This window comes from Leptospira licerasiae serovar Varillal str. VAR 010 (assembly GCF_000244755.1).
Classification (GTDB): domain Bacteria; phylum Spirochaetota; class Leptospiria; order Leptospirales; family Leptospiraceae; genus Leptospira_B; species Leptospira_B licerasiae.
Genome location: NZ_AHOO02000005.1, coordinates 1,334,545 through 1,357,033, shown reverse-complemented (window position 1 = coordinate 1,357,033; position 22,489 = coordinate 1,334,545). Strand labels below are relative to the sequence as shown.

Genomic DNA, 22,489 nt, shown 5'->3' with positions numbered 1-22,489 from the left:
TTATTATCCATCTACTCTTGCTCTTCTTTTCCGAGAGGAGATAAGTCTTTGATTTCAAGAGAACATCAGTATTCCCTGTTTTATACGAATGAAGAAGGTAACGTTTATAGAACGGACTTGAGTCTTAAGACAAAATACAAAGACGCATTTTCGGATCTGGAAAAATTCGACATCGAATTCATAGGTCCTCAAAAACAAAAATACACGGAAAGGATCAAAGAGGTTTCCTTGTATAAATCCGAACTCAAAAAAGACAGCAGTTCCATAGTGAGAAAATTGGGAGGAGTACTTGCGATTGCAGCCATTACTCCCGTTCCGTTCGCTTTCGAAACCACTTTAATTTTAGGGACCATCTACGTAACTTACCAAAGAGTTACCGAAACTTCGGAAGCTAAGATCAGAAAAAAACATGTAGAGTTCCTGATCAATGAATGCGCAAACTCCGAAGACAGTTTAGAAGATTTTAAAGAAGATCATTTGGACGAATTTGTTTCCCGTTGGAAAAAGGAATTTATGAAAGAATCCAATCATTTTGTGAACGCGGACGATTGGGACGACGTTCGTTTATTGGATACTCTCATGGAAAAATACCAGATAGACAAAGAATGGCTCAAGATCAACGCGGAATGGGAATGGAGAGCTTCTTCCCAACATTGTAATAGAGAAACTAAAGAGGAAAAAGATAGTCGTATCCATAAGGAAGAAAAGAAATGGAAAAAGAATGGATCCAAGACTGAAAACCGCATTGGATTATCTGAAAAAAGGGGATTCGAATTCCGCTAAGTCCGTACTGATATCTTGGACAGAATCGGAACAGAATAATCCTAACGCATTCTTTCATTTAGGAATGTGCCTTTCTCAATTAGGCGAAATGGCTCCTGCTGAATCAGCTCTCCAAGAATGTATCCGTTTGGAACCGGCGCATGTCCAAGCTTGGGTGGGACTCGGAGTTTTGTTCGCTCGTAAAAAGGATAAACCTAAAGCTGAATTCCATCTTTCTAAAGCTTTAGAGTTGGACGATAATGACGTATTCGCTAAAAAAAATTTGGCGGCTGTTTATACAGGCGCCTCTAAGTTTGATAGGGCGTTGGATCTTCTTAAGGACTTGCCTGAATCGGAGTTGTCCGATTCTCCTACTCTATACGCATTAGCGATTTGTTATGTAAGAACAAATCGTTTCGAAGAAGCCAGAGAAACTTTCCATAAATTGGAGATTGTCGGCATCCCGGACCAGGTCAAAAAAGAATATCTTCAACTTAAACAATTGCTGGAAGAGAAACAATTCGAACAAGGCGGCATCTGGAGTTTTCTCAAAAAAGAAGAAGATATCTGATCAGGGCCTGCGACAGCGATGCGTAGGGCTTTAGTCCGGGCCTTGCCCGGATGAGCGCGAATGCGCGAACCCGCAGCAGCGCGGCCCCGCGAAGATTACAGTTTGGTGTGCTCTCGATAACGCCTCCGGCTATCTCGAGCTCGCTCACTCCCTACGGGTCGTTCGCGAGGAGTCGCCCAAATTTTTTCTTTTCTACTTGACTTCCTTTTCCAATTTGCCGAGTCTAAAAGTATAAGTATGGCGCAGAATTTCTTCCAAGCTAATATGCTCGGTCTCCTCTTACTCCTTCTTTGGAGTTGAGAGGACGGAAAACTTGCGCGTGCAAAAACCCGCTCCTCTGAGCGGGTTTTTTTGTATCAGGGCTTTCTCCCGGCAAAATCTCTCGCTCGAGGCCGGAAAAAGAGAGTGACCATGGAACAAAAATCAAACGCGATCTCCGCGACACAATATCCTTCCATCCAAGAGATGATCATTCCCGGTCAGGGTTTGAAAACTCCTCCTGTATCTCCATTCTTCATGGATGTTACATTAAGGGACGGCAACCAAGCACTACGTAAACCTTGGAACCTGGAAGAAAAAGAGATCATATTTAAGAGACTTGTTAAGTTAGGAGTGCAAGGGATAGAAGTTGGATTTGCTTCCGCAAGTAAACAAGACTTCGAAGCATGTTCTTATCTTGCTTCTTTGGCTCCGGAGAATATTGCGATCTCCAGCCTTTCCAGAGCCGTGGAAAAGGAGATAGATCTTTCTTGGGAAGCGATCAAAAAGGCGCCTCGCCCAAGGATCCATATAGTTTATCCGATCAGCGATTTTACGATCCGAAATGTATTGGGGATTTCCGAAAAAGAAGTTAAAGAAAACATAATACGATCCGTTTCATACGCTCGTAAATTAGCGGGGAACTACGGAGAGGTCCAATTCTCCGGAGAACATTTCGGAGATTCTTTGGAGAATATGGATTTTGCCGTGGAAGCATTCCAAGTGGCATTGGAAGCAGGCGCAGATGTTGTGAACCTTCCTAATACTGTGGAAAGGTATAGGCCTTATTTGTTCGTAGCGATGGTCCGCAAAGTCGCAGATTCTTTGCCCCAAGGAAGTAAAATTTCGGTCCATACTCATAACGACTTGGGAATGGCCACCGCAACGACTGTGGAAAGTTTTTTTGCAGGAGCCACCCAATTGGAAACCGCATTAAACGGTTTGGGGGAAAGAGCCGGAAATACAAACACTTACGAAGTTGCAATCGCTCTTCATAATTGCGGAGTTAAAGTGAACTTGGATCTTCAGACGATTTACGAGACATCTCGTATCGTTTCTCGTATGTCAGGCGTCCCTATCCCTGAAAAAGCTCCTTTGATCGGAGAGGACGTGGTCGCTCATAGAAGTGGTATCCACCAAGACGGAGTCTCCAAAACTAAGGATATGAAAAAGGGAGCCTATCGTGCTTTCGATGCAGATCTGATCGGAAGACCGGAAGGAGATAGGATAGCATTCACAAGCCAATCAGGCAAATCTGCAATTTATGAAATTCTAATGCAGTCAGGGATCTCCGTTTCCAAAGAAGAAGCTTCCAAATTACAACCGATCTTAAAGTCCATCTCCGAAAATTCAGGAGGGGGAGAATTATCGATCGAGGAGATCAAAGACGAATTGGGGAAATTGAGGAGTATTAGTAAGCCGTCAGTTCGGAAAAAAATTTCAGTGGATTGATCAAGAATCCCGGAGAGTAAAAATAAGTATTTTCAATCGGTTTCCGCTTATAGAAATTGGTTCGTAATTTCTTATGAATCTTCTTAGATACGGAACCGAAAGAAAGTCCTGGATTTTATTCTTAGTTTCCTTAATCTATTTAATAACTCTATCCGGTATCCAATACGTCACTCTTCAAGTCGAATGGCATGATTCCGGATCGATTTTATATGCACTGGCAACTCCGAAGTCTGTGGGGTATTTTTGGTCTTATGAGTTCGGCGTTCCGTTTCTTCAAGAACATTCCTCGTATATACTTGGTTTGCTCTCTTTTCTATTTCATTTTTTCCCCTATATAGAGTTATGGCTAATCATACAATGTGTTAGTATATCTTTAGGTATCGTACTGTTAGAGCGTTATTTTTCAGAAATAGCACCTGAATTCGAATATTCCTGGATTTTGAGTATCACATTTTTATTAAACCCATATGTAACTCACGCGCACCTTTATCCTCATTTTGAGACATTATGGATCCCTCTCTTTTCGGGCTTTTTACTATATGCAAATCGAGGCTCTTTTTTAATATCCCTCCCCTTCCTTTTGCTTGCATTAATGGTCAAAGAAGACGCTTGGATATATGCAATTGGGACAACATCTCTACTTTTCGGGAAAGCGCGCGGAAAAATATTATTACTATATTTCTTTGTGATATTATTATATGTAGGAATAGTATTAGTTTGGTTTACCCCAATGTATTTTCCGGATAAGGTTTCGCATTTTTCCGATAAATGGGGTAAAAGTAAATCCGAGATCTTGATCGACCTATTCCAAAATCCTTTTTCATATTTCAAACTTCTGATTTCCGGACAGTTCAAGTATTTATTTGCGAGTGTACTAGCCCTACCTATTTTTTCCGGATGGAGAGCTCTTCCCGGAATCGCAGTAGCTGGGCTCTGGATGTCGTCCATATCTCAGGACAGAGCTTTTTTTTCTTTTTACTTCGGGCTTCCTGCTATATTATTATTTTATTATTCGATTCCTTTCGCGATCTCGAACCTATATAGTCGACTCACCCATTTCCGAAAGGACAAAAGATTGATTCTTGTTCCTACAATTGGACTTATCTTCATATCGATCTTCCTTCTACTTTTTCCTGGGAATTATAGCGGCCGCGGACCTACAGTGGCTAAATTGATCAAGAGAGGGAAAGCCAGCGTATCAAATTCTATCCAAGACACTCTCACATTGGTTCGCTTAAGATCCGGATGTGAAGGAAAAGTTTTCGCTTCTTTTTCTTATGCTACATATCTATTTTGTGGAAACGATATTAGGCTGCCTTACCATGATTGGAAGAATATAGAGTCCGGCAAATGGTATCCTGACTTGGTAGTTCTGCGCAGTCCGGAAGAAGAATTAGTGCCAGCTAGCAAATCAGTAAGCGAAATGATACATTATTTCGATAAGAATCAACTCTATCGAAAAGAAGATTATGGATCAAGAATACTTGTCTGGCGTAAGATTACGCTTTAATTAATTACCGCTGCAGTATTTTTTTCCGAAAGAACCGGATACACATTTTCCTGATCCGATACAATCTCCGTCATTATTGCATTGGTTTCCTGATTTTCCACTATTACCATGATCGAATTCTTGTTTTTTAGTACAAACTCCGCCTGTACATTGCAATCCATATCCACATTGGATATCACTATTACAGGAGTCTCCCTTATCTTTGTCCCCGGCATATGTACTACCTAAAGAAAGTAGTAACGATATTGAAAAAACCAAAGCATAACGCATAAAATTCCTCTTCATTTCTTATAATCTCATTTTTTAATTATTGTTTTCAAGGAAATCTTATCAATTTTGACACCAGATTTTCCTTCTACAAAAACTCTAAATTCCAAATCATCCACAATCGGACGCTTCACTTCAAATACCAAAGTTTCAATACTATCTTTAGTACCTTTTTGAATTTCCAGCAACCGATCTGAACCACCATTGCATACTATGTCAAATTCTGCATTCCGAAGATTTTTTCCAATGAATTGTAATTCATATTTTCCACCAGGTAGGGTGAGAAAAGGACCATAAACGAGAGGCCCGCGATGTCTTGTTGCAGAGATCGTCCCATCTTCTTCTATCATACCCACTTTGGATAGAAATCCTCCGTCAGCGGGATTCCATGTCATTTCGATAGGTTCATCAGAAGGTATTCTGTCAGATGATTCGACCCTGAAAACTTGAAGATTCAAATTTTTATGATATAGAAACTCGGGAAATTTGTATACTGATTCAATCGGAAATTTCCCCATTAAATTCAGACTTGCTACTTTATAGAATTTTAAATTAGATTTGTACCCCGAAAAATCTCCATTCTGTATGATATAAACTTTCTTTCCCAATTTCAAAAGTTCGGGAACCCTATTTAGAAATTCCATAGAATTTTGAATTAAGAAAATATTTCTTCCATACATGTAACGTAGAGGGCTTGCAATCGCTCTTTTAGTAGTAAAGTATATTCCTCGGTCGAGCGGTAACGATTTGGAGAATCGTTCATATCCCTCCAAATATGACCCCATCATTGGTTGAAACAAAATCAGATTGGATCGCCAGATCGTATATGCAAGTCCAGATAAAAACCCTAAAATCAGAATATAAGTTTTCCATCTCTCTTTTAAACCAGGGATCGATCGGATTCCCAGGAAAGAACATAGAATGGCAAACGGAATTGAAATAATGACCCACCGTCGTGTTGCCCAAAAATGATCCGGATGAATCCTAGGATCTAATAAATATAAAAACAATAGTAAGGAACCTATGAAGAATAAAAAAGAAGATCGAATTCCCCTTCTTCGAAACAAAAAAAAGTCAAATGCGAAAGGAAGAAAGAAAAAAAGCCAAAATGGGACATACCAAAAGAAGGCGGATACGAAATTTATCTCTTTATTAGCGGGATTAGCAAAGTTACTCAGTTGATTCACAAAATTGGATCGAATTAAATAAACAAGACCTATTAAACTAACAATTAGGATATAAGTAATAATTCGCAGAGTCTTTTTCTTATTCTTCAACCAGACTCTTAGATCTTCCAAAATAGTAGGTGTCACTTTTAGCACCGTCGCCTCAGAAAAGACCAATCCAACCGAAAAGCAGAAACTGATAATTAAAAGTTTTACATATAGCCAATGAGCTTCGACATACATTAAAGAGCGACAATAGGAATATATTGCCGCAATGAAACACACAAAGGAGAATGAAAGAAAAAAGAATAAGAAATTCCTAAAGTATTTAGGAGAGACTAACACCAGATAAACAGAATATAAAGCTAATGCGGGGAAATAGGTAAAGCCATCAATTCGAACAAGACAACTGATCCCTAAAATAGCTCCTATCGCTGACATTATAAATCCATTCTTGGTCTTGAAGAATGTTTGCAATAAGTAGGCTGTTAGTAATAACAGAAACTGGGAAATTGGCTCAGATAAAGTCGAGCGAATATTCCATAATTGTGATGCATTTAGAACGTATAAAACCAAAGCGGCGCCCGCTACTAACGGGTCAGAAAGCCTTCTTAGGACTAAATAAAAAAGAAAAACAGAAATAAATCCGAAAACGGAATTTACTCCAAGCAGTCCGTACATCCCGAATAGATCATACCCGATTGCTAAATAGGAAGGTAATAGATGAAAAAAAGCAGGGAATCTACGATCAATTTCCGCTCTTGGATCCAAGGTGATAGCCTGGTAATCGAGCAAAACTGAACTTCCAAAAACATTACGGATCAATTGTGAATCTGGTATATCCAGATTAAACCCGCCTGTCTTTGCAATCACGTATCCAAAAATTGTATATTGTCCCTGATCCCTTCCACCATCTATGTATTGAGTGGGAAAACATGCATAAAGATAAAATGAAAACAAAGAGAAGAGAATGAGAAACAAAAGTTCTTTTTTTCCAATTTCCAAAATGGAAAATTTCTCTTTTAAACCATGTTGTCTGCGCTGAAATAAAATAGCCAGACTGATACTTGCTAAAAATGTGATAGAATATATTACTCTGTCGAGACGATAAAGCCCAAAGGCAGTCAACAGAAAAGCTGTAAGGCCTATCCAAAGTAAGACTATCGAGACAGATGTGACCGCAAGGCCAATCTTTCCTAACTCTTTATATCTAGATAAGAATAGATAACAAACTGCGGTCGAAAAGAAGAAGATGAGAAAAAAAAAGAATACGATCAAAAGTGTAAAACTTTCCTACTTTTATGTATCTTCTCTTTTTACAATGCCGTAAAAAATAATATTATCCAGCTCTTGGACCAGATCTCGGATAGAATACGGGGTCTGCGCTAAAAAGTTCGGGTCGAACATCGCTTCGGAAGCTGCTGAGTGAATTAGAAGTACGATATCAGGATTCACATCCGAACGGATTTCACCGTTCTTGATGCCGGTCTCGATCATCTTTCTCATTGTTCTGTTTATATTTTTTTCTTTTAGAGACTGGATTTGTTTCCAAATGTCAGGAGCCTGGTCACGGATCTCTCTTAAAAATTCGTTCATTCCGTGAGGGATCTCGGAAGAGAGACAACCTCTCATTGATTGGATCTTTTCTTTAATGGATTTTTCCGGGTCTTGGAAAATCCCTTCAATACGTCCGTGAATTCTGAGATGTTTATCAGTCATCACTTCTTTTAACAATTCATGCTTATTGGCGAAGTGTTTATAAAGTGTTTTACGACTGATCCTAAGAGTTCGAGCGATCTCTTCCATTCGAGTCTTCGCAAAACCGTATCGCAAAAATAGCTCGAACGATTTTTCGAATATTCTCTGACGTACTTCGTCCTTCTCTTGGGTTAGTTCTTGTTCCACGGCGCTGTGCACTTTATTATCCCCCTTTCGCTTAGGAAACGATTTTTCAATCTCAAGACGATTTTAACGTCTCCTTTCCTCTGCGTATTATGCCATAAAGAAAAATATTGTCCAGTTCGGATATATTGGCCCGACGCTCGGTCGGGTTTTGCTCCCACTTGTAAACCGCATCTGAACAGGCAATTAATGCCATGATGAACAAGTCAGGCCTCAAGTCCGCTCTGAATTCTCCTAATTTTTTCCCCTCTTCTAATAACCTTTCTATTTCAGTATCTATTAATTGGACCCTTTTTGTCTTAATCATTCTCCATATTTCCGGAATTTGATCCTGCAATTCCTTCCATAATGCGAAATGGCCGGGCTTACAAACATCCAACAGCTCCTTTCTCATCTTCACAAATCGTTTAGAGAAGTCCAGAGCGCCATTGTTTCGAATTTTCTTAAGTTTAAAGGCAGCCTTGGTTTGACGATAGTCGGCAGCGGCTTTTAAAATTTCTTCTTTGTTCGAGTAGTATTCGTATAAGGTCTTTTTTCCGATTTTGGATTCTTCTACAAGATCCTCCATTTTAGTTTTCGCATAACCTTTCCGCAGAAAGACTCTAGATGCTCCGAGTAAAACTCGGAGCCTATTTTTTTTCTCGGAGAAATCCATGATATTTATCGCGCATCCGGATCCGGAGAATTCCTACGGACTAGATTATTCAACTTCTCTATATAGGAAAACGCTGCCGGCACTACTACTAACGTAAGTACGGTGGAAGAGATCAATCCGCCTATGATCGCGACCCCCATACTCGTCCTTTGTTTGGACGCTTCGTTTAGTCCGATCGCAATAGGAGCCATACCTGCAATCAAAGCGAAGGATGTCATCAGGATAGGGCGAAGACGTTCTCTTCCTGCTTCTATGATCGCTTCTTTCATTTCCACACCTCTTTGTATGAGCTGGTTCGTGAAGTCCACGAGTAAGATCGAATTCTTTGTAGCCACTCCGATGAGCATGATTAGCCCGATCATGGAAAATATATCCAAAGACTTTTGGGTCAAGAATAGAGCGATGAACGCTCCACAAAGCGCCAAAGGAAGGACCAGCATAATCGCGATAGGTGTTATAAAACTTTCATACAAGGATGCAAGGACCATATAGATGAATAACACACCGAGTCCCATAGCGATCCCGAGAGAAGTTCCCATCTCCTTAAAGTTCTCAGCCTGTCCCGTGTATCCGATACGGACTCCTGGAGGAAGAGGCATTTCTGTCTGTGTCAGTTTTGCTACTTCTTCCATTGCTCCGCCCATACCAGGCCCATCCGGATTTACGTCGGCATAGATCTCAACTGATTGGTTCCTGTTCATACGGTTGATAGTAGCAAGACCTGTCGTCTCTTCCGCTTTTGCGACGTTCTGAATTGGAATCATCATATTGTTAAAGTTAGGAACGAAAGAATTATAAAAGTTGTCCTTCAAATCTCTCTGTCCTTCTTTCAATCGAACACGAATATCGTATTCCACTCCGTTCTCACGATAGACAGCGGGAGTAGTTCCCTCCACAAGAGTTCTTAATTCCGTTCCGATCACAGTTCCCGGAATTCCGAGTAGAACTTCTCTTTGGCGATCAGGCACCACTCTGAATTCCGGAGCGCCGGCTCTATAACTTGTATCCACATCCAAAAGAGCTTTAGATTCTCTTAATCTTTCGAAAAGTTTTCTGGAATATTCCTCCACTACTTTTCCGTTCTGTCCGCTGACTACCAGAGTAAAAGGCCTTTGTCCTCCACCCACGTTATCCACATCTTTAACGATCGGGTTTGCGTAGGAAAATGATTCCAATTCTTTACGAAGAAGATCCTTGAACTGAGAAGTGTTCATATTTCTTTCTTTCGCAGGGATCATCTCCACAAACATTGTCGCAGTCCTGTTCGTATTGAACATAGCCACCAATTTAACTTCTTTATGAGAAGAAATCTCTTTATATGCTTCCTGAGCGATCTCCGCCATCTTTTGTACGGAAGTGCCGGGAGGCATGTCCAAAGTAACTTGGAATTTTCCTTGGTCCTGCGCAGGTAAGAATGTTTTAGGAATATACTTGGTCAGCATCAAGCTGGCAACAAAGATTAAGACCGCACTACTCAATATGAATACCGGACGTTTTAAAGTGAATTTCAAAACGTTTGCGTAGATATTCTCCAACCAAGTCTGGAATACGTTAAATCCGGATAATACCTTATCCAAACCCTTCTCTACAGGTGAAAGAATTCTTCCTAATACTCCGAATACGAATTTTAAGAGCTCAAATACAGCAGAGAAGATCCTGGAAATAATTCCTTTCGGAGCTTCTTGTGCCCTTATCTTAGAAAACGCGATCTCTTCGAAAGCGGTGGTTGCACCGTTTTTCTTCTTTTTCTTTCCGTCTGATGGAACGCTTAAGAATTCTTGCGAAGAATTTCCATGACCTGCATGCGCATGCGATCCTGAGATTTTTCCGCCGAAATACGCGGATAACATCGGAGCGATCGTAAGTGCATCATAAAGAGAGATCAAAAGTGCGAAACATACTGTAAGTCCGAATTCTCTTAAGAACTGCCCTACTACTCCGCTCACAAATGCGATCGGCAAGAACACTGCGATCACCGTCATAGTAGTTGCGATTACCGCTAATGTTACTTCCTTAGTTCCCTCGGTAGAAGCTTCTCTTGCGGTTTTGCCCATCTCCCTATGTCGGAAAATATTTTCCCGAACTACGATTGCGTCGTCGATGAGTAGTCCGACTGCCAAGCTCAATGCAAGAAGTGTCATCACGTTTACGGTAAATCCTGCAACCGCCATCAAGATGAATGCGCCCAAAAGCGAATTAGGCAATGCAAGTCCGGTAATAATTGTGGATCGAACACTTCCTAAGAATAATAGAACCACTACGATCGTGAGTGCGATACCTATGATGATCGTTTCTTTTACATCGTAGATGTTATCGTCGATCTGAATGGAATTATCGTTTGCAATAGAAAGGACTGCGCCACCTTCTCTTCTCGCAAGTTCCTTATTCAAATCATCGATCCTTTTTTTGACCTCTTGCGCTACCGCAACAGTATTCGACCCTGATTGTTTAAATACTAATAAGAAGACTGCTTTCTTACCGTTAAAATACGCGCGAGTACTTTCATCCTCTAAAGTATCTACTACTTCACCCAATTGTCCTATCTTTACCGGAACCTCGTTCCCGAATAAGGAAATCGGGGTGTCCCTGATCTCTTGAGGAGATTTGAATTCGTTGATGGTTCTATATACCAACTCCGAATCCGCCTTACTCACTTTACCTGCAGGGATATTAGTACCACCGGAAGCCAAACGATTGGAAACCACAGAAGCAGGGATCATATGTTGTTTTAATTTTTGTCTATCTAAAGCGACATGGATCTCTCTTTTACGACCGCCATAGATCGTGATATTTCCCACGTCCTTTGCAGTTAAAAGATTCTGTTTGATCTCTTCGTTTGCGATATCGTAGATCTGAGCTTCACTTAAGTTTGCATTCAATGCAAGAATGATGATCGGCTGATCCGCAGGGTCTATCCTTCTGATGATCGGTTCTTTGATATCGTTCGGTAATTTAGGTTTTACAGCGGAGACCTTATCTCTTACCTGTTGTTCCGCGTATTTTACGTCGGTTTCCAAGGTAAATTCAAGGATGATCGTTCCCGACCCTTCACTACAAGTAGATCGGATCCTTTTTACTCCTGAGATTGTGGAAAGTTCGTCTTCCACAGGTTTGGCGATCAGAGTTTCGATCTCGTTGGGTGCAGCTCCCGGATAAGGCACAGTTACTGTGACCACCGGAATTGTTACGTTAGGAAAAAGGTCTACTCCCAACTTATTCAGGGAAAGATATCCCGAAACAAGAATGATGAGAACCGTACAGGTAATAAATATCGGTCGTTTGATCGATAGTTCCGCAAAATTCATTTTTGATCTCCGGTGTTTTGGTTCAGAACTTCTTCGGCATCCATTCCGTATTTGCGGAATAGTGTGCCCTTAGAGAGTTCGTATTGTACTAGGGCCGAGTTATAATTCACTTTTGCCTGCATCAGTCCGTATCTAGCCTGGGCTACCAGGTCCAATGCGTTCTTAACGTTTACGGACGTGGCTCTTCCGTATCTGTATCTGGGCAGAATGCCCGAGTAAAACTTCTCCGCTTGAGATAGATTCTTTTTGGATTCTTCCAGGATCTCGTAAGTGGTGCTGATCTTTTGTAACCCTTGTCTTACGTCTGTTTTGACCTGCTCTTTTGTTTGTTCCAAAAGAAGATCCATCTTTCTACTTTGTGTTAAAGAATTCTTATATTCCGCTCTAGCAGTATCATTTCCGAGGGGATAATCCATCTTGATCTCTGCTGAATTCTGGGTAAATCTCCCCGCACCTATTCCATCAAAACTCTGCGGAAAATTACGATCGTATTCGCGGGAATTATAAGTCCCACTCACATAGAGAGAGGGCAATAATCCGTTCTTGGAGATCTCCAGTGCAGTCCCCGCATTTTGTTTTTGTAATGCGAGACTCTTGAAATCGTATCGATGTTGAAAGGCTTCTTCCGTTTCGGAATCTTCTGCGCCTAAAGAAGGGAGAGAATCATCCAGGACCAGGGAAAAATTCACCTTAGTCTCCGGATCTTTCCCAAGCGAGACCAATAGGTCCCTTCTAACCTTATCCTTTTCAAGTTTCGCCTGTCTGAGTTGGTTTTCCGCCGAAATTAAAAGTGCAGCCCATTGCCCGGACTCGTAATCTTCAGCCACTCCCATCCTCACCTTAGAAGTTGTAATATCTTTTACATTTTTTACACTTTTGACGAGTAGCTCTGCGGTTTTAAGATTTTCATCCGCTAACGATAGATTCCAAAAAGATAATAGAGACTGGACTACGGATCTGGAAAGAGTATTCATCGCATCCAATCTTTTTGCAGCCGAACTTCTCCGACTGATCTCCAAAGATCTTCTTTGCTGGTACCCGAAAATATTCTTCAATAATTCCTGTTTCAAAGTAAAACCGAGATTTGCAAAATGAAGACTTGGTTGCGCGAATTGTTGAGCGATCGTGCCCTGTTGCTCCGGTCTTTTCCCCGCGTCAGTTTCGTAACGGTTATCGGAAACGGTTAAACTAGCAGTGGTCCCTGTATTAAAAACTTTTGATAGACCCGCGGAGAGTGTGTTACTTGTGATCTCTCTACCTTGCAAAGTGTATTGAGGAAGAGGTAAATTATTGGTCTTCTGCGTATTAGCGGATAAGGTTCCGATAAAATTGTATTTACCGTTCTCCTTCTCCCAATCATATTCGGAGTTCTCTAAGTCCAGCCGGCTCATCTTTGCCTGAACTGAATTCTCCAAAGAGTAACGAATAAGAGATGTGGTGGTCCAAACTCTTTCCTTCTCTAGATCGTCTCGAGTATCTCCGAAGATAGAAAATGAACTTAGAAAAATGCCTAAGTAAACAAAGCTGTAAAAGGTTGCCTGATTCTGTTTGTGCTGCATAACATCCAATGGGAAACATTTATAGTATATTTTGTTTCCAGCCATTGGAAACAAAATCACCTTTTATTGTTTCCAATGTCAATATAAAAATTTTCAAAAGGAAAAGATTTTATTGATATTGAGTCTCATTATTAAATTATGAGGATATGAGCATACGTGGAGCTTCCTTTCTTCGCCATCCCTTCCAAGATCTATGCAATAAATTAGAATCCAAACAACGAACCGCGGAAATCGCAGAAACCTACCCTTTGAGATCCGATCTTTGGAAACTTACTCCCCCAGCAGTCCCCGAAGATGGATCCTTAAGTCCAGGGCCGGATGAGGAAGTTTCTTGATGGGAGAATTTTCTTCTTCTCCCCTGTAAAAAATCCTTTCCAACTCGTTTCTTTTAGATACTAGACCTGGGCTATTTTCATTTAGGATTTAAGGCCTTCTTTCCGGAAATTACAGGCCTTTTTCGCGATCTCTACCGTCCTATAATGATGTAAAAACCCCAGTACGAAGATGAACGAGATCCCGACTGACATACTTACATTTATTAAGTTTTTTGAAAATTCGGATGGGACTTCCGTATACTTGAACGAACTTCTCCGAGACGATAAAGGTAAGATCAAAGATATAAAACTCCACTATTGTAATGAGCAAGGCGCTAAACTTTTGAAAATGGAGAAGGACTTCGTTATCGGAAGAAATTTCACACAGCTAAGATCCGACGTGAATGAAGTTAAACCTGAGTTCGCTGCTTTTATGGAATCTATCAGTAAAGCCGGCTCAGAATGGAGAGGAATTCGTCAGTCCGTAATCTCAGGAAAGTATTTTGACTCCACTATGCTCTGCCACCAAGACGATTGGATCATTTCCATCGCAAAAGACTTAAACCAAGAGATCAAAGAAAAGGATATTTTCAGAGAGGCAGCGTATAGGAATGAGGATGCAATCTATTATTTGGAACCGGTCTTCGATGAGAGAGGATCCATTATAGATTTTTCATATAAGGATATGAATCCAGCAGCAGAAGCTGAAATGGGAATTCCTAAAGAGATCTCGATCGGCAAAAATTTATATAGTATATTCCCTCAAAATGTGAATATAGGGATGTTCGATCATTTTAAGAAAGTATATCTCACGCAACAGGCGGAAAAAAAAGAATACGAGATCAAAGACGCTCAGGGAAATTTAAAATTTTATCTTCTCCATATCAGCCGTGTTTACGAAGGTCTCGTAATTAGTAGTAAGAATATTACGGAAATTCGGAACGTAGAGAACCAACTTAGAATACAAAAAGAACAATTAGAATTCACTTATCTGGCATCCAATGACGGATACTGGGACTATAATATGAAGACTGAGCGACTTTTTCTTTCCGAAAGATGGAAAACGATGCTTGGATTTACGGACGAAGAGATTCCTTCCGACGACACTCAAGTATGGAGAAGATTGGTTCATCCAAAAGATTTGAGGATTGCGCTTTCTGCATTCCAAAGACATCAGTCCGAAGAAACGGAAAGATTCGATAAAGTATTAAGATTCAAAACAAAATCGGGAGAGTATATATTTATTCGTTCTAGAGCACTTATCATCAAAGATGAGAATGGAGACCCTACGCGTATCGTAGGAACTCATACCGATATCTCCGCTGCAAAACAATCGGAGCTGGCCTTAGAAAAAGCAAAAGAAAGGGCCGAACAAGCAGACAAGGCCAAGTCAGAATTTTTAGGAATGATCTCGCATGAGATGAGAACTCCTTTGAACGGAATATTCGGAATGGCAAACCTGCTATCAGGTTCTAAATTAGATCCGGAACAGAAGGAATATCTAAAAGATCTTTCAGATTCCACGGAGATCTTATCCAGATTGATCGACGATCTTCTACAGATCATCACCTTGGATTCCGCAAAAATGGAGATCAAGGAAGAACCTTTCGAGATCAAAACATTCATAGATTTTATACGTATATTAATAGAACCTAAAGCTTCTGAAAAGAATATCGAATTCAAGATATTTATCTCCGAAAAATTTCCTAGAGTGATCGTAGGAGACAGGACAAGAATAGAACAGGTGCTACTGAACCTAATTACGAACTCCATCAAATTTACCGATAAAGGATCGGTCACACTTTCTTTGGATCTCGAAGGAGAGACATCGATCGTGTTCAAGGTAAAAGACACGGGTATTGGAATTAAGGAAGAAGCAAGGCAAAGAATATTCGACGCATTCCACCAAGAAGATTTAGCGGACACTCGCAAATACAAAGGAGTGGGACTTGGACTTTATATAGTCAAAAGACTTACTTCTAAAATGAAAGGAGAAGTCCGTTTAGATTCCAAACCAGGTTATGGTTCTGAATTTTCCGTCATTCTTCCTTTGAGAACAGGGACGGAATCCGCCTTCACACCGACTCAGAACCAATCCGAAAACATTCCTTTATTCTCCTCAAGTTCAGTTCTTATTGTGGATGATAACGAGATCAATTTGAAGATCCTTGCCAAACACTTAAGTAAAACCGGGATCAAATCCGACTCCGCTCTAAGCGGTCAGGAAGCGTTAAAACTTTTAGATACGAACGAAAAAAAATACGATCTAATCCTATTAGATCTACAAATGCCCGAGATGGACGGATACCATACCGCCGACGCTATACATGCTTTACATTCCTCTAATGCAAAAACTCCTATCGTTGCAGTTACGGCTAGTTCCTTTTCGGAAGCTTATGAAAAATGCGCTCAGCACGGAATAGAAGGTTTTATCGGCAAACCATTCCAACCAAAACAATTGTATAAAGTTCTTACCGATTTTCTCTGACGAATGCTTGTCTAACAAAACCAGATCCGAAAAATTGTCGGCATGGACACTCTTCGTCCCTTTAAACCTCCCATTCATCTTAGACATCCTTTTGTGCAAACTGTATTAGCATCTTTAATGAGGCAGAATACTCCGGATCATCCTATGGATAAGGCCGCATCTCCTATCGTTATAAATGCGGGTAAAGGTGTTCGATTATTAGGTCATTATTCCAGATCGCCGCAAAATAAAGCCTTACTAGTGCTTATACACGGATGGGAAGGAAGTATGGATTCAAATTACATTCAAAGGACTTCCAGAAGATTTTACGATAAAGGGGTTTCTATCTTTCGATTGAACTTAAGAGATCATGGGGACACTCACCATCTAAATCCGGAACCATTTAATGGAAGTTTAATACGAGAGACTTACGAAGCTGTCCGCAAAGTGGCAAAAGACTTCGGACATAAACTTCCGGTATATTTGGCCGGATTTTCCATGGGCGGGAATTTTACGATACGAGTTGCAAGAGAACATTCCAGAAATAAACAAAGTATCCCGAATTTAAAACATTGTATCGCTGTCAGCCCTCCACTTCATCCAAAGTCCGCGACCGAAATGATGGATTCCAAACTGATCATAGGAAAATACTTCTTAGACAAATGGAGACAATCCTTAGCTAAAAAGAATGTACACTTCCCGGAACTACATCCCTATCCGAATATTATGAAAGGAAAAACCGTCATGGAAATGACCGATAGGATCGTAGCTTCTTCCTCGGAGTTCAAAGACTCGGACGATTATTTTAATTCTTATACATTGGGCCCAAAGGATTTCGAAAAATTAAAAGTGGATCTGACAATAGTAACATCTGCGGACGATCCGATTATACGTCCCGACGAATTCAAAGAGATCCCTAAAAGTTCCAAGCTAAGGATATTCATCCAAAAGTACGGCGGTCATAACGGATTTTATGAAAACTTAAAGGGAGACTGCTGGTATTTTAGGGTCTTCGATAAAGTCATATTCGAATAAGAAGAAGTTCATAAGATCCAAAAAGTTTTCCGACAAAACCGATTAGAACGTTAAAACAAAACGGCTTGCTTTTCCCTCCTTTCTTCTAAACTCAAGCTGGAAGCATATTTCGTTTTTGAACATAAGTTCAAGAATAACCGAACGGCTTTCGTTATAGGAGAAATACTATGTCCAACGCATACGTTATCGATGCGGTTCGCACCCCAAGAGGGAAAGGTAAAAAAAGAGGAACTCTTGCAACAGTTCACCCGCAAGAACTTTCCGCCTCTACTCTACTTGCTATCCAAGAAAGAAACGGATTAAAACCAGAAATCGTAGAAGAAGTTGTCTTAGGTTGTGTTTCCCAAGTGGACGACCAAGCTGCATGTATTGCCCGTTACGCGGTCATGGCTGCACAATGGCCGAATTCCGTTCCGGGATATACCGTAAACCGTTTCTGCGGATCGGGATTACAAGCAGTAAACAACATCGCCAATCATGTTCAATCTGGAGCAATGGCTGTAGGTTTAGGAGGCGGAGTTGAATCCATGAGCCGCGTAAAAATGGGAGCGGATCTAGGAGATAGAGATTTTAATATAGGAAATCCTAATATTCAAAAACATTATAATCTTGTTCCTCAGGGAATTTCTGCGGACCTGATTGCGACTAAATACAATATCACTAGAGAGGAAGCGGACAAATTCGCGGAATCATCCCAGTTGAAAGCCGACAAGGCGATCAAAGAAGGTGCATTCAAAAAATCCATTATTCCGGTTAAGTTAGAAGATGGTACAGTAGTGGATACCGATGAAAACCCGCGTATCGAGTCTGACTATGCATTCTTATCCGGATTAGGTGCAGTTTTTAAAACTGTAGGAGAAAAGGAATTAGATGCAATCGCACTTAGATCCTATCCTGATGTAGGAAAGATCAACCACATCCATACGCTTGGAAACTCTTCCGGGATTGTAGACGGTGCAGCTTCCGTTCTGATCGCTAACGACGAAGGGATCAAAAAATACGGCTTAAAACCAAGAGCAAAAATCCTATCCACTGTAGCTACCGGAGAAGACCCGACCATCATGTTGACAGGGCCTGTTTCCGCTTCCAAAAAAGCGCTGCATATGGCAGGACTAAAAGTCGAAGATATCGATCTTTGGGAAATCAATGAAGCATTTGCTTCCGTAGTTCTTTACACTCAAAAAACCTTGGGTATTCCTATGGAAAAGATCAATGTAAACGGAGGAGCGATCGCTTTAGGGCACCCACTGGGAGCAACAGGAGCGATTCTACTCGGAACCGCTTTAGACGAATTAGAAAGAAGGAATAAACGTTACGCACTTATTACACTCTGCATCGGCGGAGGAATGGGGATCGCGACCGTAATCGAAAGAATCTAAACTTTCAAATTTTCGATTTTCCAAAACGCCGTTTTCCTTTCCGGAAGCGGCGTTTTTTTGAATTCAGCCTCCAGATTCCCAATCGAACCACCTAACACATTCTATTTAGTCGTAAATTATAATATACTCCAAAAGTGTTATTGTTCTGAAAATTCCTGTTACATTATTTTTGAATATCTGATACTCATAATTTAGAAAAACATTTTTTTCCTTTTTATCATCTTAGTATACAAAAGTCATAAAATTAAATATTTCAATTTCCTGCGTTATTCTAGAGTTATGGCTCATTAAAAATATATTACATAGATATTTTCCGAGTATTCGGGAATGCTTTTGGATGGAGCTCGTCTATGACGAACGCTAAATTAGAAAAAAAAGAAGTTCGGCTATCGGAAGACCGGACTAAAAAGAATTTTTTGTTAGTTGGGGCTGATCCCGAAAGGACGGAACTAATTACCAAAATTTGTGAGGACGTAGGCCTTACGGTCTTTCATTTCCCTCTATTAGAGGATCTGAAAATAGACAGAGACTTCGGGATCGTTTACTCTGAGTTAGATATTACTCAATTCGAGATATTAACCCGAAAATTTTCCTCAGTCAAAAGGTCTCCTTCTTTTATATTGGGCCTGAACGATCCCGACACTAAAACTATAGTCAAGGCGCTTCGATTGGGGGCTTTAGATTGTATCGATGTAAAAGAGACTTCTCACCAGGAGATAAAAGAAACTCTCCGGTATATAAAAGAGAATTGGGAGCTAGATCTACTACGGGATAATTTGGAAACGGAAAGATTCAACAAAATACAGGGCGATCTAGATTGGAATTCATTTCGTAAGGATCTTATCAGAAAAGACCTACAGACAAAAAGCGCTTATCTGATCTCTAATATTAGAACTTCCTTAAGTCAAGGCTCCGGCTTTGGGGCATTGGTCTCCGCGATCGGATTGATACGCAAAAAGGCAAAACGGAACGGAACACATTACGAGGTTCCTGCCACTCTAATAGATCTGTTACTATCCAATGCGGAAACGGCAAATAGGATCATAGAAATTTTTAACGAGATGGATTATTTTATCCACAACCCTCAGGTTAAGGAAGAATATTCCATTTCTCAAATACATAATCTGTTTAGAAAAGAAATACAGAACGTATACGAACTAGCTAGATTCAAAAGATTACACATAAAAATCTGCGAAGACAAGTATATAAGTTCTAGAGCGATCGTAGGTATTCACGAAGATAGTTTTAAAAAAGCTGTCGGAGAACTCTTGCTGAATGCGATTAAATTTTCGGAACCGGAAACAACGATCTATGTATTATTTACTCTGAAAAAAAGAAAACTTTTGATTTCAGTTCTAAACTCTCCCAAGATAGAGGGAGGAAGTAAAAAAGGGATCCCAAACGAAGAATCGGAGTTCGTATTCCAACCTTTTGCAAGACTGACAAAATATGTACACGAAGACATTCCAACTTTGGATTATGGATTAGGTCTGCCATTGGTGGAAAAAATAGTCTCGAACCATGAGGGCAAAATTTCCACGTTCAATGTGACAAGCTTTTTGGACGAGGAAGAAGAAACAATGGTGCTCATGGAAATGGATCTACCCATTTCTCAAAAAGTTTAGAAGATCGATCTTCTACTCAATGACCGGAAAACGCATCGTAAGACAGATCCCTTCCTTTCTGGTATCGTCCAGATTCAGGTTCATTGTCTGCAGATGCACTTTTCCATTCTGTAATTCCACCAATTTTTTAACGACCGGGAGACCGAGGCCCATTCCGAACTGTTCTTGATCAAAACGTTCGTCCATAAACTTGACACCCCTATAGAAGGGTTCGAACACAAGATCCTCATGGAATTCCTGGAGATAACCTGCAAAAGGAGGATCGTTGATTACCTTAAATTGTAGCTCATCTCCGATCCGAAGAACTAAAATTAGAACGCTGGATTTCTCCGGAGAATATTTTAAAGCGTTAATCAAAACCTCTTTCGCAATGGTGAAGATCCATGGCTTCTTAAATCTCAACCGATTGGAAAGAATATGCAAATTGTCTGATACGAGGATCTTCTGATCTTTGAGAGCGACGGAAGGCCTGATATCATCGATAACTTCCCTTAATACGTCCACGAACTCCGCGACCGTTCCTACTTCATCCGGAGTTTCGCTCTCCTCAAAAAGTGCTTGTGCGGAAGATAAAAAATTAGTGAACCTAGAAGCGCTTGCTACCCCGTCTTGCAGAAGATCGAAAAGATTAGAGCGTATTTCTACAAATTCCGCGCCTTCTTTTTTCTTTGCTTTGGAAAGTATCATAGAAAGTACAGTCATCAAACTTCCTACACCGGTTCCCTGCATTAAAGTGATATTGATCTGCTTGATAGCGGAATCCATCCAAGCCGTTGAAGAATATCTATCCTTGAGAGATTGTTTCCAATCGAATAACTCTAAAGCCTTACGATAAATTTCAATTTCCGCCTTCTTCACGCTTTCGCCGGTCGGATGGATAGAGATATTTTTGAAATCGGAAGGAACTCTATTTTCCATAGGTAAAAATAGAGTTAACAAATTCCCGTCTGTCGTTCTTGAAGTGACCGTATGATAGGCCAAATAGATCTCGTCCGTATTTTTCAGACGTTTTACCATTTCATAATGTTTAAGACTAGGATCCTTTTCCCATAAAGAGGCCTCATGCTCTCTGTCCACGGGATGGATCCAATCATGGTAATCGAAAGTAGCATCCAATTCTTTGCCGATCAACTCGGCAAACTTGTCATTTGAATCTATAATTTTTCCGTTCTCTTCGGTAAGAATAGCGGGTGCTAATAAATTGCGTACGAGGGAATTCAATCGTTTCTCCTAGGCGGCGCCGATCGTTAATTGCAAACTTTCTAAATTTTCGTTTGAAATTAAAAGAAAGTGGTCGGCGTTTTTCTCCGCATATTCTCCCGTATTTTGTCCAAATAAGCCGCTTCATTCTTCTCGATCATATTTTTCTCTAGATCGATCTGTACACGTTTTACAAACACTTCGAAAGTATGAGTGAAAAAACGTAGATTTCTATAATATTGCCCTCCGGTTTCTTCGCCGGAAACAGAAATTTCTTCCGATCTTAAAAATTCTTTTACGAACTCCACGTTCCTTTCGCCAATGGGAACGCTTTTAGGACCTAACCTTAGAACCTTGCCCCCACCGATGATCTTTGCCTGCAAACGACTTCTGGGGATCCCTTTTTTTACAAATTCATTGATCAATAATTCCATAGCATTGATCCCGAATCTTGCAGAATCATCTACGCCCGATTTTCCTGGAAGAAGTATATGATTCATTCCGCCAAATCCATTGAACGGATCGAATAAGCAAACCGATACGCAGGAACCTAAGAGGGTTTTCATCGCAATCGGAGTTTGTGAAAACAAACATTCTCCTACATTAACAAACACCGACGGGATTTTTTTCTCTTTCTCAATGACTCGATTTGATTCCAAACAATCCGCCTGCGCTATAGTATACTCTAATACGACTTTTAAAATCAACCTAATGTAACAACAGTTTCCTAGGAAGAAAGAGAAATTATATTTTTCGGAAAATTCCCAACGAAATTCCGGAAAATCTATTTACGTTTTTTTGAAATACAAAATCGGATCAAGCATTACAGTGAACAATCGTCTACAAAATTCATCCGAGAAAATCTCGAGTAATCCTTTAGCTCTATTTTTTCAGAGCTAGTACTAAAATAATTTTATAAGATCTTAAAGTCCGTATCGTTTTTTCTATGTTAAGTTCGTCTTACGAAAATTTAGAAGCCTGGAATCAAAAAAGAATAGAAATATTTTAGGATTATTTTTTTATCCATCGAACATCTCACCGGTCTAGTTTTTTACAAAAGAT

The 22,489-nt window shown here is 40.3% G+C and carries 18 protein-coding genes; 10 read left to right on the top strand and 8 right to left on the bottom strand.

Going from position 1 to position 22,489, the window contains the following annotated elements; all coding sequences use genetic code 11:
* Positions 1-48: 48 nt before the first annotated feature.
* From LEP1GSC185_RS06870 to LEP1GSC185_RS06855, 4 genes are all read left to right on the top strand, one after another.
* Positions 49-783, top strand: a complete 735-nt coding sequence (locus tag LEP1GSC185_RS06870) for a hypothetical protein (RefSeq protein WP_232298494.1) — start codon at positions 49-51, stop codon at positions 781-783.
* Complete coding sequence (locus LEP1GSC185_RS06865) at positions 722-1,333, top strand: tetratricopeptide repeat protein (RefSeq protein WP_010513579.1); 612 nt, start codon at positions 722-724, stop codon at positions 1,331-1,333. Before LEP1GSC185_RS06870 ends, LEP1GSC185_RS06865 begins: the two co-directional genes overlap by 62 nt.
* A 465-nt stretch (positions 1,334-1,798) precedes the next feature.
* A complete protein-coding gene (leuA2, locus tag LEP1GSC185_RS06860; RefSeq protein ID WP_232298514.1) occupies positions 1,799-3,043 on the top strand; it encodes a 2-isopropylmalate synthase LeuA2 in 1,245 nt (414 codons plus the stop codon).
* A 73-nt stretch (positions 3,044-3,116) separates the two neighbouring features.
* Positions 3,117-4,553: a DUF2079 domain-containing protein gene (locus LEP1GSC185_RS06855; protein ID WP_008595157.1), complete on the top strand. Its 1,437-nt coding sequence runs from the start codon at positions 3,117-3,119 to the stop codon at positions 4,551-4,553.
* On the opposite strand, the gene LEP1GSC185_RS06850 is transcribed toward LEP1GSC185_RS06855, so the two are convergent.
* Positions 4,554-4,838 (bottom strand): hypothetical protein, encoded by a 285-nt coding sequence (locus LEP1GSC185_RS06850; RefSeq protein ID WP_139032639.1) that lies wholly within the window; start codon positions 4,836-4,838, stop codon positions 4,554-4,556.
* 11 nt (positions 4,839-4,849) lie between these two features.
* Positions 4,850-5,830 (bottom strand): hypothetical protein, encoded by a 981-nt coding sequence (locus LEP1GSC185_RS20135; RefSeq protein ID WP_232298493.1) that lies wholly within the window; start codon positions 5,828-5,830, stop codon positions 4,850-4,852.
* A 13-nt stretch (positions 5,831-5,843) separates the two neighbouring features.
* Between LEP1GSC185_RS20135 and LEP1GSC185_RS20130 the strand changes: the two genes are divergently transcribed.
* Positions 5,844-6,002 (top strand): hypothetical protein, encoded by a 159-nt coding sequence (locus LEP1GSC185_RS20130; protein ID WP_232298492.1) that lies wholly within the window; start codon positions 5,844-5,846, stop codon positions 6,000-6,002.
* A gap of 1,283 nt (positions 6,003-7,285) precedes the next feature.
* On the opposite strand, the gene LEP1GSC185_RS06840 is transcribed toward LEP1GSC185_RS20130, so the two are convergent.
* Genes LEP1GSC185_RS06840 through LEP1GSC185_RS06825 form a run of 4 tightly spaced genes read right to left on the bottom strand, consistent with a single transcriptional unit; the run spans position 7,286 to position 13,452 of the window.
* Positions 7,286-7,903, bottom strand: a complete 618-nt coding sequence (locus LEP1GSC185_RS06840; protein WP_008594247.1) for a TetR/AcrR family transcriptional regulator — start codon at positions 7,901-7,903, stop codon at positions 7,286-7,288.
* Between the two features lie 40 nt (positions 7,904-7,943).
* Positions 7,944-8,543: a TetR/AcrR family transcriptional regulator gene (locus LEP1GSC185_RS06835; RefSeq protein WP_008595752.1), complete on the bottom strand. Its 600-nt coding sequence runs from the start codon at positions 8,541-8,543 to the stop codon at positions 7,944-7,946.
* 5 nt (positions 8,544-8,548) lie between these two features.
* Complete coding sequence (locus LEP1GSC185_RS06830) at positions 8,549-11,848, bottom strand: efflux RND transporter permease subunit (RefSeq protein ID WP_008595495.1); 3,300 nt, start codon at positions 11,846-11,848, stop codon at positions 8,549-8,551.
* Positions 11,845-13,452 (bottom strand): TolC family protein, encoded by a 1,608-nt coding sequence (locus tag LEP1GSC185_RS06825; protein WP_008594379.1) that lies wholly within the window; start codon positions 13,450-13,452, stop codon positions 11,845-11,847. The genes LEP1GSC185_RS06830 and LEP1GSC185_RS06825 overlap by 4 nt, the downstream gene beginning before the upstream one ends.
* A gap of 101 nt (positions 13,453-13,553) precedes the next feature.
* Between LEP1GSC185_RS06825 and LEP1GSC185_RS06820 the strand changes: the two genes are divergently transcribed.
* The 5 genes from LEP1GSC185_RS06820 (at position 13,554) to LEP1GSC185_RS06800 (ending at position 20,227) form a co-directional block, all read left to right on the top strand.
* The gene (locus LEP1GSC185_RS06820; protein WP_008593573.1) at positions 13,554-13,742 is read left to right on the top strand and encodes a hypothetical protein; all 189 of its coding nucleotides are present in this window, start codon (positions 13,554-13,556) and stop codon (positions 13,740-13,742) included.
* A gap of 169 nt (positions 13,743-13,911) precedes the next feature.
* Positions 13,912-16,209, top strand: a complete 2,298-nt coding sequence (locus LEP1GSC185_RS06815; protein WP_008594699.1) for a hybrid sensor histidine kinase/response regulator — start codon at positions 13,912-13,914, stop codon at positions 16,207-16,209.
* 42 nt (positions 16,210-16,251) lie between these two features.
* Positions 16,252-17,223, top strand: coding sequence for a YheT family hydrolase (locus LEP1GSC185_RS06810; RefSeq protein ID WP_008595317.1), 972 nt, complete (start codon positions 16,252-16,254; stop codon positions 17,221-17,223).
* A 167-nt stretch (positions 17,224-17,390) separates the two neighbouring features.
* The gene (locus tag LEP1GSC185_RS06805) at positions 17,391-18,602 is read left to right on the top strand and encodes an acetyl-CoA C-acetyltransferase (protein ID WP_008593922.1); all 1,212 of its coding nucleotides are present in this window, start codon (positions 17,391-17,393) and stop codon (positions 18,600-18,602) included.
* Positions 18,603-18,952: 350 nt separating this feature from the next.
* Positions 18,953-20,227, top strand: a complete 1,275-nt coding sequence (locus LEP1GSC185_RS06800) for a sensor histidine kinase (protein WP_008595021.1) — start codon at positions 18,953-18,955, stop codon at positions 20,225-20,227.
* A gap of 12 nt (positions 20,228-20,239) precedes the next feature.
* On the opposite strand, the gene LEP1GSC185_RS06795 is transcribed toward LEP1GSC185_RS06800, so the two are convergent.
* Both LEP1GSC185_RS06795 and LEP1GSC185_RS06790 read right to left on the bottom strand, forming a co-directional pair.
* The gene (locus LEP1GSC185_RS06795; RefSeq protein ID WP_008595536.1) at positions 20,240-21,448 is read right to left on the bottom strand and encodes a sensor histidine kinase; all 1,209 of its coding nucleotides are present in this window, start codon (positions 21,446-21,448) and stop codon (positions 20,240-20,242) included.
* 59 nt (positions 21,449-21,507) lie between these two features.
* The gene (locus LEP1GSC185_RS06790; RefSeq protein ID WP_008593484.1) at positions 21,508-22,017 is read right to left on the bottom strand and encodes a chemotaxis protein CheD; all 510 of its coding nucleotides are present in this window, start codon (positions 22,015-22,017) and stop codon (positions 21,508-21,510) included.
* Positions 22,018-22,489 lie beyond the last annotated feature (472 nt).